The organism is Micromonospora sp. CA-269861, assembly GCF_050948505.1.
Taxonomy (GTDB): Bacteria; Actinomycetota; Actinomycetes; order Mycobacteriales; family Micromonosporaceae; genus Micromonospora.
In genome coordinates this window covers 2,952,389-2,968,651 of the sequence record NZ_CP192014.1, presented here as the reverse complement: position 1 = coordinate 2,968,651, position 16,263 = coordinate 2,952,389, and the positions used below count along the sequence as shown (strand labels likewise).

Sequence of the window (16,263 nt, the reverse complement as noted above, 5' to 3'; positions counted from 1 at the left end):
CTCGAACCGAGCGGCCAGCACTGCCGGGTCCAACCATACGACAGAACATCCTCCGTTTGGTCAGAATTTGGGGAAGTGTGGGCCAGGGCACGTCACGGCCGACCTGTCACCTCCGCGTACCGATGCTCCAGGTCGACCCGGGCCAACGCCCCCACCAGCCACGCCAACTGCTCCGACTCGCCAGTGGCCAGGCCGGCCAGGTCGTCCGCCGACCTGCCCAGCCCGAGCCGACGCGCGGCGGCCAACGCCCGCCGATCGGCGACCGGGGCCACCTCCCGCCACAACGCCTGCGCCTCGCGGAGAAACAGGTCGACGACCTGATCGTCCACGCCCGGCAGCTCGGCGAGCAGCGTCCGCTCCCGGCCCGGGTCGTGGTGCGCCACCGCCCGCAACCGGCGCAGATCACCCCGGTACCGCTCGACCACCGTCCGGGCCAGGTCGCCCAGCACATCGGCGAGCGCGTCCACGTCACCACGCTGGCCGCTGGCGCGCAGCACCCGGACCCGATCCTCGTGCAGAGAACGAGCCAGCCGGGCCGCGCTGTCCCACCCCTCGTCGCGCAACGCCCGCGCCCCGTCCAGCGCCCGCCGGAAGTCACCACGACGAGCCAGCAGCACCGACAGATAGAGCACCTGGAACAGGCTCGCCGGGTTGTTGGTAACCCGGAACCCGTACTGCTCGGCGAAGCCCCGCCCGCTACCGGCGAGCCGGCGCGCCACACGCTTACGGTCCTCCATCGGAGTGATCAAACTGGTCGCCATGCCGGCGACTACCCGCGCCGCCACCAGCCACACACCCGGCACCCAGCGCCCCGCGCCCTTGCACCCCGCGATCTTGCACTTTCTGTCGCGGCAAAAGACGCAGAATCCCGCATGCCGGGGACCGCAACTGCAAGATCGGCGGGGTGGGTGGCTGGGGCGCGGCGGTGTCGTCAGCCGTGTAGATCGCCGGTGCGGTCGCGGGCCTTGAGGCGGGTCGTGGGCAGGGCGGGCGCCGGCAGCGGCGGCGCCGGATCGTCGACGACCACACCGAAGCGTCCGTCGCCGGCCATCCAGTCCTCCCGGGCGGCGGCGATCTCCTCGTGCGACCGGCCGACGAAGTTCCACCACATCACCAACGGCTCCTCGAACGGCGTACCGCCCAGCAGCAGCAACCGGGCCCCAGCCCCGCCGCGCACGGTCAGCTCCCGACGGCCCGAGCCCAGATACAGCAGCGCCCCCGGCTCGAACCCGACCCCGGCCGCCTCCGCGGACCCGGACATCGCCAGCACGGCGTACTCGAAATCGGGCCGCAACGACATCGTCGTCGGCGCCTCACCGCGCAGCTCCAGCTGCACCCCCACCAGCGGGGTGTGCACCACCGCTGGTGACCGCTCCCCGCCGAACTCACCGACCAGCAGGGTGAAGTCCAGATCACCGTCCCGCCAACGCGGCAGGTCCGCGTGGTGCGCGAAGTCGGCCGCCCCGGCCCGCGCCGGGTCCGGCAGCGCCACCCAGAGCTGCACACCGTGCATCACCGGCGGGTGGGTGGCCGGCGACCGCTCCGAGTGGGCGATGCCGTTCCCGGAGGTCATCACGTTGAGCTGACCGGGCACGATCGGCTGCACGTTGCCGAGGCTGTCCCGGTGCAGAATCTCACCGTCGAGCAGCCACGTCACCGTCTGCAGCCCGGTGTGCGGATGCGGCGGCACCTCCATACCGGGCCGCTGCGCCACATCGTCCGGGCCAAAATGATCCACGAAACACCATGCGCCGACCATCCGGCGGGCGCGCTGCGGAAGCAGCCGCCGCACCGTGGTGTACCTACCCAACGGCACGTCGTGGCCGGGCAACAACACACTGCCGGGATCGACGTCGGCCACGCCGGGCGGTCGGGTCTGCGCCAGCATTGATTCAGTACGCTCCACCGCCCGACTGTACGCGCACGCCCACCCACGACCACGGCGCTTCCAACCAGGGGCGGGCGGGGTTCACCAGCCCGTGGTCATCAGGGCGGGGTCATCGGCGCGGGCCCATCAGTGCGGTCCGACCTGGCCTTCACTGGGACGGCGTGGGTTGGCACGGCGTGGTTCACCTGTTGTTGGAGGACACCAGCACGCTGTTGGCACCGGCGACCAGGTCCAGGTACAGGCGCGTCGCCGACCGGTCCCAACCCGGTGTACCCAGCACCGAGCCCGCGGCCACCCCATCCCACCGGTCGTCGCGTACCACCACCGAGCCGGCGCCGGCCCCCGCCCGAACCCGTACCGGGGTCTCCCCGCTGACCCGGACGTCGAGCTGACTGGTCCCACCGGTGAGTCGTACGGTCAGGGTGCTGGCGGGGCTGCCTGAGCTCGGGCCGGCGGGGTCGCCGGGGCCGGCGGCGGTGATCGGTGGCAGAAGGATCTCGGTGCGGCTGGAGCCGCCGGCGAGTTCCACGCCCAACAGCCGGGCCCGGGTCAGGTCCAGCACCTGACTGCTCACGCCGCCAACGAGGTGGACACGCCAGGCGACCCGCTCGTTGAGCAACACCCGTACGGCCCGCGGCCCGCGCGTCCCGGACTCCACGAGGTCAAGCCGCACGGTCTCCCCCTGCACCGCTGGTCGGCCCGCCACACCAGAGCCGGCCGGGGTACTGATCCGGTACAGGTCATCGCCCAACTCGGCCACCCGCAGCTCGAACGAGGACAGCCCATCCGCGAGCACGAAGGCGCCCTTCTGCCGACCCGCCAGCGGCGCGGTCAGCATCTGCTCCGCAGCAGCACCCGCACCACCGCGGCGGCCCCCAGCAGCGTCCGGGTCAGCGACGCCCCCCGAACGGCCGCCGTCACCAGGGCGGGTGCCCTCCGGGCGGGTGCCGTCCGGGCCAGTGCCGTCCGGGCGGGTGCCGTCCGGGCCAGTGCCGTCCGGGCGGGTGCCGTCCGGGCGGGTGCCGTCCGGGCGGGTGCCGTCGGGTTGGCCGGAGTAGGTCATCCCGAGCCGGTCAGGATCCGCGACGATCACGGCAATCGCTGCCGCGCCCAGGAGCAACACGACGACAGCGGCAGCCACCAACAGGCGAGCGCCGGTAAACCACCCTCGTGGTACGGCCTCACCGGAGGGTTCCGGCTCTGACTCCGGTTCGCGATCCGCGCCGTACCCCACTGCGGCCATGCCTCTGTCCCTCCGCCGGTCCCCGACCGGGGGTACGTACCCACCCGCCGATCGGATCACTCGGCGCCGATCACGTCGCTCCGCTACGTCGCCGACGCGAATCTTGGACAGTTTCCGTTCGCGCTGAACGGAAACTGTCCAAGATCTACGGACGACCGCCGATCCGGCGACCGGGGACAGCAGGAAAGGCCGCTGGCCGGCACCCCAGGTTCGGGGTGCCGGCCAGCGGTTGGTTGTCCTTCGGTGGTGCGGTGGTACGGGTCAGCTGTTCCAGTACTGGCCGACCAGGTCGGCGGCCTGCTGCTCCCACTGGGCGTAGGCGTCCGGGTACGCCGAGACCTGCACCGTCTGCGCGGCGTCGGTCAGCGGCATGTCCTGCCACCCGTCAACCTGGCGCAGGCCCTTCAGGAACGCGGTCGTCGAGTACTCAGGGTCGGTGATCTGCTCCGGCGTACCCCAACCCGAGCTCGGGCGCTGCTGGAACAGGCCCAGCGAGTCGTGGTCGTTTATGTCGCCGAGGTGGCCGAGGTTCTCCAGCTTCGACTCCTGCAGGCTCGTCGCGATCGAGATCACCGCGGCCCGCTCGGGCAGGCCGGCCTTCTTCGTCGCGGCGATGATCGCCTTGACGTTAGCCGTCTGCTCGTCGTTCAGGCTGATGCGGGACTGGTCACCCTGGGTGCCGTGCGGGATCAGCTTGCTGGTGTCGGGCTTGTCGGCCTGCACCGCTACCGCGGCGGGCTTGGCGTCGACCGGGTTGGCCACGTGGGCGATCGGACCGGCGAAGACACCACCGGCGAACGCGAGACCAGCAACAGACAGCACGCTCTTACGCATGATCGTGTTCATGGGGGTAGCTCCTTCGGGGGTAGGACACCCTGAACGCCAAAGGGGGAACAGCGGCAGGGTGTGAGCACCTCGTCCGGCGCTGCACATGCAAGGGGAAAAGTCTTTGAGGTTGGCCGCCTACGAGCCGAGGGCTCGTGGCGCCAGGTCCAGATGTAACGACCGGGGGGCCTAGGTCATTCCGGCTTGGCCCACCTGCCGGCACCCTCATCGAGGCGGTGCCTGCTGTCGTCCGTGGGGACTGTAACGACCGGGCGGAGGCTGGCATTCCCACCTGCCGGACCTGCAGCCGAACCCCCAGGGGGCCGGGCGGCGGTCGGTGGTGCTGCGATCGTCAGGGTATGTAACGACCCCGGGCCGGCCATGATTCCGGCCCACGAGTGCGCCCGGTCACGACCCACCAACACCCACAACCTGACAAAACGCCCACCAGACGCCGGGCCACGGCACCGAATCGCCGCACCCGGGGGTGATCCACTCGGGTTCACGGAAGTCGGGGCACCCCGGACATCACACCCGATGCGAACACCACTCGCGTACCGACGACATGTCGAGGTGGCTGACGGGTGGGGCGGGCCGGCGCGACTGGACGCTAGGGACGTTCCTGGCCTGCCAGACGCGAGCGCACCTTTGCGGCACAGGCGTCCAGGGCCGTCTGCGCGTCCAGCCCCAGGCTTTCGATGGCCACCAACGCCGTGAAGGCGACGTCGGCCAGCTCAGCCGCGACGTCCTCGCGGGTGTGGGTGACACCCTTGCGAGGATTCTGCCCGAGCAGACCGATCCAGGCGGCCGACGCCTCCCCGGCCTCCTCGGTCAGCTTGAGGATGCGGCAGGTCAGTTCGGTCTGCCCGGTGCCGTTCGCCGCGTCCAGCCAGCCGCGCGACGCGCGGGCCGCCTCCCAGATCGACTCGTCCACGGCGACCAGTCAACCCGACCGGCCCACCGGCCCGCACGGCCGGGGTACGGCACGGCCACGCCGGACACGTCACTGACGGGCAGCTGACAACAGCATGCGCCCGCACGACCGTTCTGATCGGCTGGACAGTCGTGCTTGACCGGCCGATCAGCGTACCCATTGACACGTGTCGACGGCGGTTCTAGGTTCAGGGCGCTACCGGCCGGTAGGCAACCGTCCCGCTGGTCGCCCCCGGGCGACATCCGTCCGATGGGGAGCATCGATGCTGTCCACACCCGTTCGTACCCTCCGCCGGCTGCTCGCCACCACCGCGACGCTGACCCTCGCGGTCGGGCTGGCCGGTGCCGCGCCGGCCAGCGCCACCGGTCGCGACGCGAGGGGCGGCGAGCCACTGCCCGGCTACACCATCGAGAATACGCCGTTGGCCCCGCTGGTCGTGGGCGGCAAGCCGACGACGGTACGCCAGGGCGTGCACCGCCACGCCGGGTACATTATCGAGGTCCCCGCCCGGTGGAACGGCGACCTGGTGTTGTGGGCGCATGGTTACCGCGGCCAGGGCACGGTGCTCTCACCGGAACCGCCGGGCTTCGGGTTGCGCCAGCGTCTCCTGGAGCAGGGGTACGCGTGGGCGTCGTCGTCGTACGACCGTAACGGCTTCGACATCCGCTCAGGCGTGCTGGGTACGAAGGATCTCGCCGACCACTTCGGGCGGACGGTCCGCCGGCCGCAGCACACCTACGTGGCCGGGGTGTCGATGGGTGGGTACGTCATCGGTCGTTCGCTGGAGCAGTACCCCGGCTACTACGACGGCGCGTTGCCGATGTGCGGGGTGCTCGGCGATCAGACGCTGTTGGACTTCTACCTGGACTACAACCTGGTGGCGCAGGCGCTCGCCGGGGTGCCGGCCCATCCCACGCCCGCTGACTACCTGACCAACGCGGTGCCCCGCATCCAGGTGGCGCTCGGCCTGGCCGGGCTGACCCCCACCGGGCCGGACACCACAACGGACCGGGGCAAGCAGTTGCGGGCGATCACGGTGAACCGCTCCGGCGGGCCACGTCCGGGCGCGGACGCGGCGTTCGCGGTCTGGAAGGACTTCCTCTTCTCGATCAGCGTGCCCACCGGGAGCGGCAACTCCCCCGCCCAGCGGCCCGGCCAGCTCTCCACCAACCTGCTCACCCGCTACACGCCGAACAGCCCGGTCAACGTGAACGCGACGGTGCAGCGGGTCGCCCCGGAGAACGTGCGGCAGCGGCTGCTGCCGACGCTGACCGAGGTGCCGCGGATCGCCGGCCGCCCGACCGCGCCGGTGCTCAGCCTGCACGGTCTCGGCGACCTGTTCGTCCCGTTCAGCATGGAGCAGGCGTACGCCACCGACGTGGCGCGGCAGGGTCGCAGCAGGTTGGTGGTGCAGCGGGCGATCCGGGCCACGCAGCACTGCGAGTTCACCCCGGCGGAGGCCGGCGCCGCCTGGGACGACCTGGTGTCCTGGGTACGCGCCGGCAAGCGCCCGGCCGGCGACACCGTGACCGACCCGGCGGTGGTGGCCCGACCCGACTACGGCTGCCGGTTCAGCGACCGGGACGCGTACGCGGCCGGCGTCGGCACCCGCCGCCTCTACCCGGCCTGCTGAGGTACGCCAATAAAGAACCGGCCGGCTCCCGTCGAAGGGAGCCGGCCGGCCTCGTGTGCGGGTGTCACCAGAGCTGCTGGACGACGTCCGCCGCCTGCTCCTCCCACTGCGCGTACGCGTACGGGAAGGCGGAGACCTGCACGGTCTGCGCGGCGGTGGTCAGCGGCAGGTCCTGCCAGCCGCCGACGTTCTTGAGTGCGCTGAAGAACGCCGTGGCGGCGTACTCCGGGTCGGTGATCTGGTCGGGCGTGCCCCAACCGGACGACGGACGCTGCTGGAACAGGCCCTGCGAGTCGTGGTCGTTGTACGCGCCCAGGTGGCCGAGGTTGTACAGCTTCGACTCCTGCAGCGAGGTGGCGACGCCGATCACCGCGCCCCGGTCACCGACGCCCGTCTTCTTGGCGGCGTCGACGATGGCCCGGGCGTTGGCGAGCTGCGCGTCGTCGAGGGGTACGCGCGACTGCGCGCCCTCGATGCCGTGCGGGATCAGCTGCGCGCGGCTCGGCTTGCCGGCCGGCGGCTTGCCGGTGGCGGAGCCGGTGGTGAGACCCGACTCGACGGGCTGTTCATCCTGGTTTGCCGAGGTGACGGCCTTGCCGGTGGCGAGGTCGATGGCGGCGACGGCGCCCTGGTGCGGTCCGGAGGTGACCGGGGCGGCGGCTGCGGTCGGCGCGAGCGCCAGACCGCCGAGGGCGGCCACACCCGCCACGCTCAGCGCGGTCTTGCGGTACGAGTCCTTAGCGATGGCGGGGAGCCATCTAGTGAAGTCGACCTTCACGATGGTTGCCCTTTCGATCGTGCGAAGCGCTCCGGGGTGAACACTCCTCGGGAGATGACCGCGGAAAGGGTTTGGGCTCCGGCGGTACGGGGGACACAACCGGGTTGACGTGTCGGGCATTCCGGAAATGCCCGAGCGCCGGCCCGGCGCGGTCCCGGTCACGGCAGGGAGTCGGACATGCCGACTCTGCCCGGCTACGATCCGTGACTACGGTGCCAGACCTCGGTGACCGGCGGAAACCGCCCATTCGCAACGCACGGGACGTGGCGCCGACAGCCGGAACTCAGTGGTCGCCGCCACCCTCGGCCGGCGCGAGAAGCTCCTGGAAGATGGTGATCTGGAGGTCGGCGGGGGCGTCCAGGCGGGAGTTGAGCGACTGCCACGGCGTACGCGTCGGCGGTGCGATCTCGCTCGCACCGGCGGCCACCAGACGGGCGGTCGTCGCCTCCGTGTCGTCCACCTCGAAGGCCACCCGGATGCGCGGCGCGACCTGCCGACCAACCTCGACCTCGTCGATCAGGCGTTTCTGCGCGGGGTTGGCGATCTCCAGGGTGGCGCGGCCGGCGTCCAGGATCACCACCCGGGCATCCCCTTCGCTGGTGAACGCCGCCTCCTCCGGCAGGCCCAGCGCGTCACGGAAGAACGCGACTGCGGCCTCATGGTCGGCGGCCTCCACCACGAGGCGCAGCTGACGGACGACAGGGACGGGCGAGTCGGCGGACATGAACGGGATCCTAGCGTCGCGACGAGGTGAGGTTGGGATCGTCCAAGAGGGAGCGAGAGTGGTCGAGGCAGTGAGCGTTGACGGGTACCTGGACATCAATCCGGTGCTGGGCACGGCCGACGAGCGCTGAGCCCGTCGACCGCGCCCCGAAGCGCCAGCTGACCAGGACGGGTCAGTGGCCGCGGGCCAGCCACTCCTGCAGGTGCGGCGCCTCCGCGCCGATCGTCGTGTCGTCGCCGTGACCGGTGTGCACGACCGTCTCCGCCGGAAGGGTCAGCAGCCGGGTGCGGATCGACCGGACGATGGTGTCGAAGTCGCTGTACGAGCGGCCCGTCGCGCCCGGGCCACCGGCGAAGAGCGTGTCGCCGGTGAACACCACGCCCAGGTCCGGTGCGTGGAAGCTGCACGCGCCGGGGCTGTGCCCGGGAGTGTGCAGCACCCGCAGCGTGGTGCCGGCCACCTCGATGCTCTGCCCGTCCTGCAGCTCGCCGTTGGGCGGCAGCTGCGGGTGGACCATGTCCCACAGAACCCGGTCGGCGGTGTGCAGCAGCACCGGCGCACCGGTGGCCAGGGCAAGCTCGGGCGCGACCCGGACGTGATCGTCGTGGGCGTGGGTGGCCAGGATCGCCCGGACCTGCCGGTCGCCCACCACGGCCAGGATCGCCGCCACGTCGTGCGGCGCGTCCAAGACGACGCACTCAGTGTCGTCACCGAGCACCCAGACGTTGTTGTCCACGTCGAACGTCTGCCCGTCCAGGGAGAACGTGCCCGAGGTGACCGCGCGGTCGACGCGGGCGGTCACGGGAACACCACCACCGAGCGGAGCACGTCGCCGTGGTGCATCCGCTCGAAGGCGTTCTCGACCTGGTCGAGCGCGATCTCCTCGGTGACGAACGCGTCGAGGTCGAGCCGCCCCTGCAGGTACAGCTCGGTGAGCATCGGGAAGTCCCGGCTGGGCAGGCAGTCGCCGTACCAACTGGACTTCAGGGCCCCGCCGCGCCCGAAGACGTCCAGCAACGGCAGCTCGATCTGCATCTGCGGGGTCGGTACGCCGACCAGCACCACAGTGCCGGCCAGGTCGCGAGCGTAGAACGCCTGCTTCCACGTCTCCGGGCGGCCCACCGCGTCGATCACCACGTCGGCGCCGAAGCCACCGGTGGCGGCACGGATCGCCTCGACCGGGTCGGCCTCGGAGGCGTTCACGGTGTGCGTGGCTCCGAACTTGCGGGCCCAGTCGAGCTTGCGACTGTCGGTGTCCACCGCGACGATCGTGGTCGCGCCGGCGAGGGCCGCACCGGCGACCGCCGCGTCCCCGACGCCGCCGCAGCCGATCACCGCGACCGAGTCGCCCCGGGTGACGTTTCCGGTGTTCATCGCCGCGCCCAGCCCGGCCATCACCCCGCAGCCGAGCAGGCCCACGGCGGCGGGACGGGCCGCCGGGTCCACCTTGGTGCACTGACCGGCGTGCACCAGGGTCTTCTCGGCGAACGCCCCGATGCCCAGCGCCGGGGCGAGTTCGGTGCCGTCGGTGAGGGTCATCCGTTGGGTGGCGTTGTGGGTGTTGAAGCAGTACCAGGGCCGACCCCGACGGCAGGCGCGGCACACTCCGCAGACCGCCCGCCAGTTGAGCACCACGAAGTCGCCCGGGGCGACGTCGGTGACGCCCTCGCCGATCTGCTCCACGATGCCCGCCGCCTCGTGACCGAGCAGGAACGGGTAGTCGTCGTTGATGCCACCCTCGCGGTAGTGCAGGTCCGTGTGGCAGACACCGCACGACTGAATCCGGACGATCGCCTCACCGGGCCCAGGATCGGGCACCACGATGGTGGTGACCTCGACCGGCGCGCCCTTGCTGCGGGAGATGACTCCCCGGACTTCCTGGCTCACTTCGCCTCCTGCTGGTGGTCTGCGGCAGGGCCGGGTGCCGGGGTGGGCGGGTGTGCCACGGGCTCGGCGGTGGGCCCCCGGCGAACCTACCGCGACCGCCACGGCCAGCCCAGCCGGCTCGGCGGGTTATCGCGGGCGGTCCGGGGTACGCGGGCCGCATTCGACCACGGCCATCGGGAGTGACAATGAAATTCGCGCACCTGCCGCTACGGGTCAGCATCGGCGCGTACTTCCTCAACTCGGGTCTGGGCAAGCGCACCCTGGAGGGCACCGCGGCGGAGGGCCTGCACGGGATGGCGGTCGCCGCCATGCCCCAGCTCGGCCAACTGGAGCCGGGGCGCTTCGCCAAGCTGCTGTCGTACTCGGAGATCGCCCTGGGGGCCGCGCTGATCGCGCCGTTCGTCCCGGCGCCCCTGGTCGGGCTCGGCCTGACCGCGTTCGGCGCGGGTCTGGTGCAGCTGTACCTGAAGACGCCGGGGATGCGCGAACCCGGCAGTATCCGCCCGACCCAGCAGGGCTCGGGGCTCGCCAAGGACGTCTGGTTGGTCGGCGCGGGTCTGACCCTGGTGCTGGAGGGGCTGACCCACGGCCGCCGGCTCGGCTGAGCCGGGCGGGCAGCCGGAGGATCTTCGGTGACGCAACCTCGGCCGGTGCGGCCGTTCTACCGGCCGATGCGGCCACACCGTCGCGACGAGCCGCACCGCGCGGCCACGCCACTGGAACTCTTCTTCGATCTGTGCTTCGTGGTGGCCGTGGCGCAGGCCGCCGGCAACCTGCACCACGACGTCTCCGAGGGACACGTCGGCCACGCGCTGGCCAGGTACCTGATGGTCTTCTTCGCGATCTGGTGGTCGTGGATGAACTTCACCTGGTTCGCCTCGGCCTACGACACCGACGACGACCTCTACCGGATCACGACGCTGGTGCAGATCGCCGGGGCGTTGATCATCGCCGCCGGGGTGTCCCGGGCGTTCACCGACGGCGATTTCAACGTCATCACCTACGGGTACGTGGTGATGCGGCTGGCCGCCGTCGTGCACTGGAGCCGAGCGGCCATCGGCGACCCCGCGCACCGTGCGGCGGCGCGCCGCTACGCGATCGGCGTGACAGTGGTGCAGCTCGGGTGGCTGCTGCGCCTGTTACTGCCCGTCGAGTGGGGCATCGCGTCGTTCGTGGTGCTGGCGCTGGCCGACCTGTCGGTGCCGGCGGTGGCCGAACGCCCCGGGATGACCCCGTGGCACCCGGCGCACATCACCGAGCGGTACGGCCTGTTCACCCTGATCGTGCTCGGTGAGGCGGTGGGGGCCGTCTCGTTGGCGATCCAGGACGGGCTCAACGCCGGCGAACACGACCTCTGGTCGCTCGCGGCGGCGGGCGCGGTCATCGTGTTCGCGCTCTGGTGGCTCTACTTCGACCGGCCGAACGAGGCTCCCGACCGGCAGCCGTACTCCCTGATCTGGGGTTATGGGCACTACCTGGTGTTCGCGGCGATCGCCGCGGTCGGCGCGGGTCTGGGCGTGTCGGTGGATCTCGACCGGCACCTCGCGCACGTCTCCGAGAAGACCGCCGGGTACGCGGTGGCCGTCCCCATCGCCGTCTACCTGCTGACGGTCTGGGCGCTGCACGTGCGACGGCAGCAGCACGGGACGGTGGTCGTCGCCTTCCCGGTCGTCGCGCTGCTGGCACTGCTCGCGCCGCTCGGCCCGGCCCCGGTGTACGTGCTCGCGGCGCTGCTGATCGCACTCGTGACGGTGACCGTGCTGCTGCGCAGCCGCGACGTCGGCCCGAGCGCGACGGTGGCCGGCCCGGCCTGAACTGCGGTCACGCCACCTCGCGCGCCGGGTCGGCGAGGGAGTCGGCGGGGCGTTGCGCGGGAACGCCCGGGGCGGGCGACGCCGGGCGGGCCACGCCCCGGTTCAGGCCGGTGACCAGGAGCCTGTTGTACGAGGCGGGCATGACCCGGGCCAGCAGGTCGGGCAGCTTCGCCGACCAGCCGATCAACACCCGGCCCCGACGCCGCTCGACGCCGCGCAGGATCACCTCGGCGGCCCGCTCCGGCGCGATGGTCAGCAGCTTCTCGAACTGCGCCCGGCCGGCCGCGTACTCGTCGTGGGAGACGCCACTGCCGATCCGCGCGTTCTCGGTGATCCGGGTGCGGATGCCGCCGGGGTGCACCGAGGTCACCCCGAAGCCGTCGTCGACGAGCTCGTGTCGCAGCGCCTCGGTGAAGCCGCGCACGGCGAACTTGCTCGCCGCGTACGCGGTCTGCCCGGCCGGCGCGATCAGCCCGAACAGGCTGGAGATGTTGACCAGGTGCGCGCCCGGCTCGGCCCGGAGGGTGGGCAGCAGCGCGTGGGTCAGCTGCACCACGGCCCGGAAGTTGACGTCGATCACCCAACTGAACTCGTCGAACGTCACCTGGTCGAACCGGCCGCCGAGGCCCACGCCGGCGTTGTTGATCAGCAGGCGTACGCGGGGGTGCCGCTGCACGATCTCCGCGGCCACCTGTGCGGTGGCGGTCCGGTCGGCGAGGTCCACGAGGTACGTGGCGAGCTGACGGTCCGGGTGGTCGGCGCGGATCGCGGCGCCTACGGCGTCCAGCCGCTCGGCGTCGCGGTCCAGCAGGACCAGATCGCTGCCACGGCGGGCCAGCGCGTGCGCCAGCGCCGCGCCGATGCCACTGGCCGCCCCGGTGACCACGGCGGTCGCGCCGGCGAAGTCGAACCTCTGCACGATCCTGCTCCTCTGCTGGCGGGTTACCGACGCTCGGACGCGACGGGACGAGGGATGCGGGCCGGCGCGGTCACCTGGCCCGCGTTCGAGAACCGCACACCCTCGTCGGTGAGCCGCCCGTACCGCATCAGCAGCACGTCGCGGACGTAGTTCTGGTGCAACCGCCACGGCGTGGTCGCACCCTGCCTGGGCAGCGTGTCGACGGCACGCAGCACGTAGCCGGAGCGCAGATCGATCAGCGGCACCCGCTCGGCGTCCGGCGGTGGCAGCGGGGTGACGACCTGCTGACCGGTGCGGTCAAGGTGCCGCAGCAGTCGGCAGACGTAACCGGCGACCAGGTCGGCCTTGAGCGTCCACGACGCGTTGGTGTAGCCGAGGGTCAGCGCGAAGTTCGGCACGCCGGAGAGCATCATGCCCTTGTAGGCGACGGTGCTGGGCAGGTCGACGTCGACGCCGTCCACGCGCAGCGTCAGACCACCGAGGGCGAGCAGGTTGAGCCCGGTGGCGGTGACCACGATGTCGGCGGGCAGTTCCGCACCGGAGGTCAGCCGGACGCCGTGCGCGGTGAAGGTGTCGATGGTGTCGGTGACCACCGACGCGGTGCCGTCCCGCACGGCAGTGAACAGGTCGCCGTCGGGTGCCACGCAGAGCCGCTGGTCCCAGGGGTCGTAGCGGGGCGAGAAGTGCCTGTCGACGTCGTACCCCACCGGGAGCCGGCCCCGCGCGGCCCGGTGCAACGCCCGCCGCACCAAACCCGGCGCGCGCCGGCTGAGCTGGAAGTTGACTGTGGACAGCAGCACGTTCTTCCCGCGCACCACCGGATACGCGGCCTTCGCCGGCAGCCGACGCCGCAACGCGTCGGCCAGCCGGTCGCGGGCCGGCCGCGCCATGATGTACGTCGGTGAGCGCTGGAGCATTGTCACGTGCGCGGCCCGCTGCGCCATCGCCGGCACCAGTGTCACCGCCGTGGCCCCGCTGCCGATCACCACCACCCGCTTACCGGTGTGGTCGAGGTCGTCGGGCCAGTGCTGCGGGTGCACCAGCCGCCCGGCGTACGCGTCGACGCCGGGCAGGGGCGGGGTGTAACCCTCGTCGTAGCGGTAGTAGCCGGCGCAGGCGAAGAGGAACGAGCAGGTCAGCACCACGATTTCGGCGGTGTCGGTGCGCTGGGCGTGCACCGTCCAACGGGCGGCCTCGTTGTCCCACTCGGCGCGCAGCACCCGGTGCCGGAAGCGGATGTGCCGGGGCACGTCGTACTCACGGGCGGTCTCCCGCACGTACTCCCGGATGGTCGTGCCGTCGGCGATGGCCTTCGGCGCGGTCCACGGCTTGAACGAGTAGCCGAGGGTGAACATGTCCGAGTCGGAGCGGATGCCCGGGTAGCGGAACAGGTCCCAGGTGCCGCCGATGGCGTCGCGCGCCTCCAGCACCGCGTACGTCTTGTCGGGGCAGTCGCGACGGAGGTGACAGGCGGCGCCGATGCCGGAAAGGCCGGCGCCGATGATCAGCACGTCGACGTGGTCGGAGGCCATCGGGTTCCTCCATCCGGGGCGGTGGTCGGACCCTAACACCGCACCCGGATGGCCGGAACCTAGTCGGACACCCGGGTGGAGGTCATGATCCAGTTGGTCTCCCAGGTCCGCTCGCCGTCGACGGAGAACGCCTGCTCCCAGCGGGCGGTGGTCGCGCTGATGTCCGACCAGATGAACCGGCAGCGCACCGGCCGCCCCTCATGCTGGTCGTCGGCGTAGAAGCGACCGACGCCGTCGACGAATCGGCCCACCATCGGCGGCTGCCCCAGCACTCCGTCGACGCTGCTCATCCAGTAGATCGACCACTCCTCACGCACCGGGTCGAAGATCCTGACCGTGGCACCCGCGGAACCCCTGGTCGGGAAGGTGATCTCGTCGAAGTTGCCGCCGCCACCGAAGAAGCTGTGCGCGACCGAAACACCCGGGAACTCCTCCCACTCGTCGGAGCCGACCAGCCGCTTGACCAGCCGCCGGTTGACCACGTTCCAGGTGCCCACGTAGAAGTCGAAGTCGCCCATCAGCGGCCCACCGGCCCTTCCGCTCGTGTGTCGTCCAGATATCCAGCCAGGTCGGGAGACTCCGGCGCAAGCAGGTGCCGAACCCAGGCCGCCCGCTCGTGCTCCAGCACCGCCAGCTCCCATACGCAGCCGACGGCGGGCCGACGGACCTCGACGAAATGGGTCGGGTCGTCGTCCGGGCAGTTCAGCGCCGGCTGCCCGGCCGCGGCGACACGGACCTCCAGCGCGTTGTCCCACACCCAGGTGTACGCCAGCAGGTAGGCGCCGCTGTCCGCGCCGCGGTGCAGCACCACCCACCCGGCGGCCGGGGTGCCGTCGTCCACGACGTCGGCCAGCAGCGCGGGCAGCAGGTCGTACGCGGCCTTCTCCACCTCGGGTTCGATCGGTCGCTCCGGCTGGTCGATGTGGTAGCGCTTGAGGTGCCGGCCGTCGACCAGCACCGGTCCGGGCGTTCGGAGTTCCTTGTCGCGAAATGCCATGGCGGGACGATAGGACGGGTCCCCTGACAACTAGTGTCAGTGAAGTGCGGGCTTCTCGACTTCTCTCCGTCCTGCTGCTGCTCCAGTCGCACGGGCGGTTGACCGCCACGCAGCTCGCCGAGCGGTTGGCCGTCTCCCCCCGCACCATCTACCGGGACGTCGAGTCGCTGCACGCCGCCGGCATCCCGCTCTACGGTGCGGCCGGGCACGCCGGCGGCTACCAGCTCGTCGACGGCTGGCGGACCCGGCTGACCGGGCTGACCGCCGAGGAGGCCGACCGGCTGTTCCTCGCCGGGCTGCCCGGCCCCGCCGACGAGTTGGGCTACGGCGACGTGGTGGCGGCGCTGCAGCTCAAGCTGCACGCCGCGCTCCCCGCGCCGCTGCGCGACCGGGCGACCCGACTGCAACAACGCTTCCACCTGGACACTCCCGGGTGGTACGCGGACGGCGACGCCTCCCCCGAGCTGGCCCGCACGGCCGAGGCGGTCTGGCGACAGCACCGCATCGAGGTGCGCTACCGCGGCTGGAACGGCGAGGTGACCCGGGTTCTGGAACCGTACGGCCTGGTGCTCAAGGGCGGCCGTTGGTACGTGGTGGCCGACCAGCCCGGCCGGGGCGCTCCGGCGACCTACCGGGTCAACCAGATCCTCGCGCTGACCGCCCTGCCCCAGGAGTTCGACCGACCGGCCGACTTCGACCTGCCGGCCTGGTGGCGGGCGCACGTGGTGCAGTTCCGGGCCCGGCTGCACCGGGACGACGCCCACGTCCGGCTCTCCCCCGCCGGCCGGGAGCGGCTGCGCGAGATCGGCAGCGACCCGGTGGTGACCGCGATGGACACCAGCGCCGGGCCACCGGATGCGCGGGGTTGGGTGACCGCGGTTTTGCCGATCGAGTCGCTCACCCACGCCCACGGCGACCTGCTGCGCCTCGGTGCCGACGTCGAGGTGCTGGCCCCGGCGGCGCTGCGCGAACGGCTGGCCGCCACGGCGGCCGGGCTCGCCGCGCTCTACTCCCCCACCTGAACAGCCCCGACCCACTCCACAGTGGAAGGGTCAGGGGCGTCGGCTGTCGGCACGGTGTGCCACCCTG

General features: G+C 71.7%; 16 protein-coding genes and 2 pseudogenes. 4 read left to right on the top strand and 14 right to left on the bottom strand.

Annotated features, from left to right (window positions below; all coding sequences use genetic code 11):
• Window positions 1–92: 92 nt before the first annotated feature.
• The 5 genes from ACQP0U_RS13680 to ACQP0U_RS13660 form a co-directional block, all read right to left on the bottom strand.
• Window positions 93–761 (bottom strand): hypothetical protein, encoded by a 669-nt coding sequence (locus ACQP0U_RS13680; protein WP_433319176.1) that lies wholly within the window; start codon window positions 759–761, stop codon window positions 93–95.
• A gap of 170 nt (window positions 762–931) precedes the next feature.
• The gene (locus tag ACQP0U_RS13675; protein WP_433319173.1) at window positions 932–1,906 is read right to left on the bottom strand and encodes a pirin family protein; all 975 of its coding nucleotides are present in this window, start codon (window positions 1,904–1,906) and stop codon (window positions 932–934) included.
• 163 nt (window positions 1,907–2,069) lie between these two features.
• Window positions 2,070–3,029 (bottom strand): hypothetical protein, encoded by a 960-nt coding sequence (locus ACQP0U_RS13670; RefSeq protein WP_433319170.1) that lies wholly within the window; start codon window positions 3,027–3,029, stop codon window positions 2,070–2,072.
• Between the two features lie 363 nt (window positions 3,030–3,392).
• Window positions 3,393–3,977: a hypothetical protein gene (locus tag ACQP0U_RS13665; protein ID WP_433319167.1), complete on the bottom strand. Its 585-nt coding sequence runs from the start codon at window positions 3,975–3,977 to the stop codon at window positions 3,393–3,395.
• A 589-nt stretch (window positions 3,978–4,566) separates the two neighbouring features.
• Complete coding sequence (locus tag ACQP0U_RS13660) at window positions 4,567–4,890, bottom strand: MazG-like family protein (protein WP_433319164.1); 324 nt, start codon at window positions 4,888–4,890, stop codon at window positions 4,567–4,569.
• Between the two features lie 262 nt (window positions 4,891–5,152).
• Here ACQP0U_RS13660 and ACQP0U_RS13655 point away from each other — a divergent pair, with 262 nt between their 5' ends.
• A complete protein-coding gene (locus tag ACQP0U_RS13655) occupies window positions 5,153–6,523 on the top strand; it encodes an alpha/beta hydrolase family protein (protein ID WP_433319161.1) in 1,371 nt (456 codons plus the stop codon).
• A 64-nt stretch (window positions 6,524–6,587) separates the two neighbouring features.
• Here ACQP0U_RS13655 and ACQP0U_RS13650 read toward each other — a convergent pair.
• The 5 genes and pseudogenes from ACQP0U_RS13650 to ACQP0U_RS13630 all read right to left on the bottom strand — a co-directional run.
• Window positions 6,588–7,037: pseudogene (locus ACQP0U_RS13650) on the bottom strand (hypothetical protein); the annotation flags it as partial.
• Between the two features lie 84 nt (window positions 7,038–7,121).
• Window positions 7,122–7,301, bottom strand: a pseudogene (locus ACQP0U_RS13645) (hypothetical protein); the annotation flags it as partial.
• A gap of 283 nt (window positions 7,302–7,584) precedes the next feature.
• Complete coding sequence (locus ACQP0U_RS13640) at window positions 7,585–8,025, bottom strand: VOC family protein (protein WP_433319158.1); 441 nt, start codon at window positions 8,023–8,025, stop codon at window positions 7,585–7,587.
• Between the two features lie 172 nt (window positions 8,026–8,197).
• Window positions 8,198–8,827 (bottom strand): MBL fold metallo-hydrolase, encoded by a 630-nt coding sequence (locus tag ACQP0U_RS13635; RefSeq protein ID WP_433319155.1) that lies wholly within the window; start codon window positions 8,825–8,827, stop codon window positions 8,198–8,200.
• Window positions 8,824–9,912 carry an S-(hydroxymethyl)mycothiol dehydrogenase gene (locus ACQP0U_RS13630; protein ID WP_433319152.1) on the bottom strand — a complete coding sequence of 363 codons (1,089 nt, stop codon included), beginning with the start codon at window positions 9,910–9,912 and terminating at the stop codon, window positions 8,824–8,826. The genes ACQP0U_RS13635 and ACQP0U_RS13630 overlap by 4 nt, the downstream gene beginning before the upstream one ends.
• Window positions 9,913–10,097: 185 nt before the next feature.
• Here ACQP0U_RS13630 and ACQP0U_RS13625 point away from each other — a divergent pair, with 185 nt between their 5' ends.
• Together ACQP0U_RS13625 and ACQP0U_RS13620 are read left to right on the top strand one after the other, a co-directional pair.
• On the top strand, window positions 10,098–10,517 hold the full coding sequence (locus ACQP0U_RS13625; RefSeq protein ID WP_433319149.1) for a hypothetical protein: 420 nt from the start codon (window positions 10,098–10,100) through the stop codon (window positions 10,515–10,517).
• A gap of 27 nt (window positions 10,518–10,544) precedes the next feature.
• A complete protein-coding gene (locus ACQP0U_RS13620) occupies window positions 10,545–11,726 on the top strand; it encodes a low temperature requirement protein A (protein WP_433319146.1) in 1,182 nt (393 codons plus the stop codon).
• Window positions 11,727–11,733: 7 nt separating this feature from the next.
• Here the strand turns inward: ACQP0U_RS13620 and ACQP0U_RS13615 are convergent, their stop codons facing one another.
• Genes ACQP0U_RS13615 through ACQP0U_RS13600 form a run of 4 tightly spaced genes read right to left on the bottom strand, consistent with a single transcriptional unit; the run spans window position 11,734 to window position 15,174 of the window.
• Window positions 11,734–12,645 (bottom strand): SDR family NAD(P)-dependent oxidoreductase, encoded by a 912-nt coding sequence (locus ACQP0U_RS13615; RefSeq protein WP_433319143.1) that lies wholly within the window; start codon window positions 12,643–12,645, stop codon window positions 11,734–11,736.
• A 23-nt stretch (window positions 12,646–12,668) separates the two neighbouring features.
• Window positions 12,669–14,177: a flavin-containing monooxygenase gene (locus ACQP0U_RS13610; protein WP_433319140.1), complete on the bottom strand. Its 1,509-nt coding sequence runs from the start codon at window positions 14,175–14,177 to the stop codon at window positions 12,669–12,671.
• A 59-nt stretch (window positions 14,178–14,236) separates the two neighbouring features.
• Window positions 14,237–14,695, bottom strand: coding sequence for a hypothetical protein (locus ACQP0U_RS13605; RefSeq protein ID WP_433319137.1), 459 nt, complete (start codon window positions 14,693–14,695; stop codon window positions 14,237–14,239).
• Window positions 14,695–15,174: a hypothetical protein gene (locus ACQP0U_RS13600; RefSeq protein WP_433319134.1), complete on the bottom strand. Its 480-nt coding sequence runs from the start codon at window positions 15,172–15,174 to the stop codon at window positions 14,695–14,697. The genes ACQP0U_RS13605 and ACQP0U_RS13600 overlap by 1 nt, the downstream gene beginning before the upstream one ends.
• Before the next feature lie 44 nt (window positions 15,175–15,218).
• On the opposite strand from ACQP0U_RS13600, the gene ACQP0U_RS13595 reads away from it, so the two are divergent.
• Window positions 15,219–16,196, top strand: coding sequence for a helix-turn-helix transcriptional regulator (locus ACQP0U_RS13595; RefSeq protein ID WP_433319131.1), 978 nt, complete (start codon window positions 15,219–15,221; stop codon window positions 16,194–16,196).
• The last annotated feature ends 67 nt before the right edge of the window (window positions 16,197–16,263 follow it).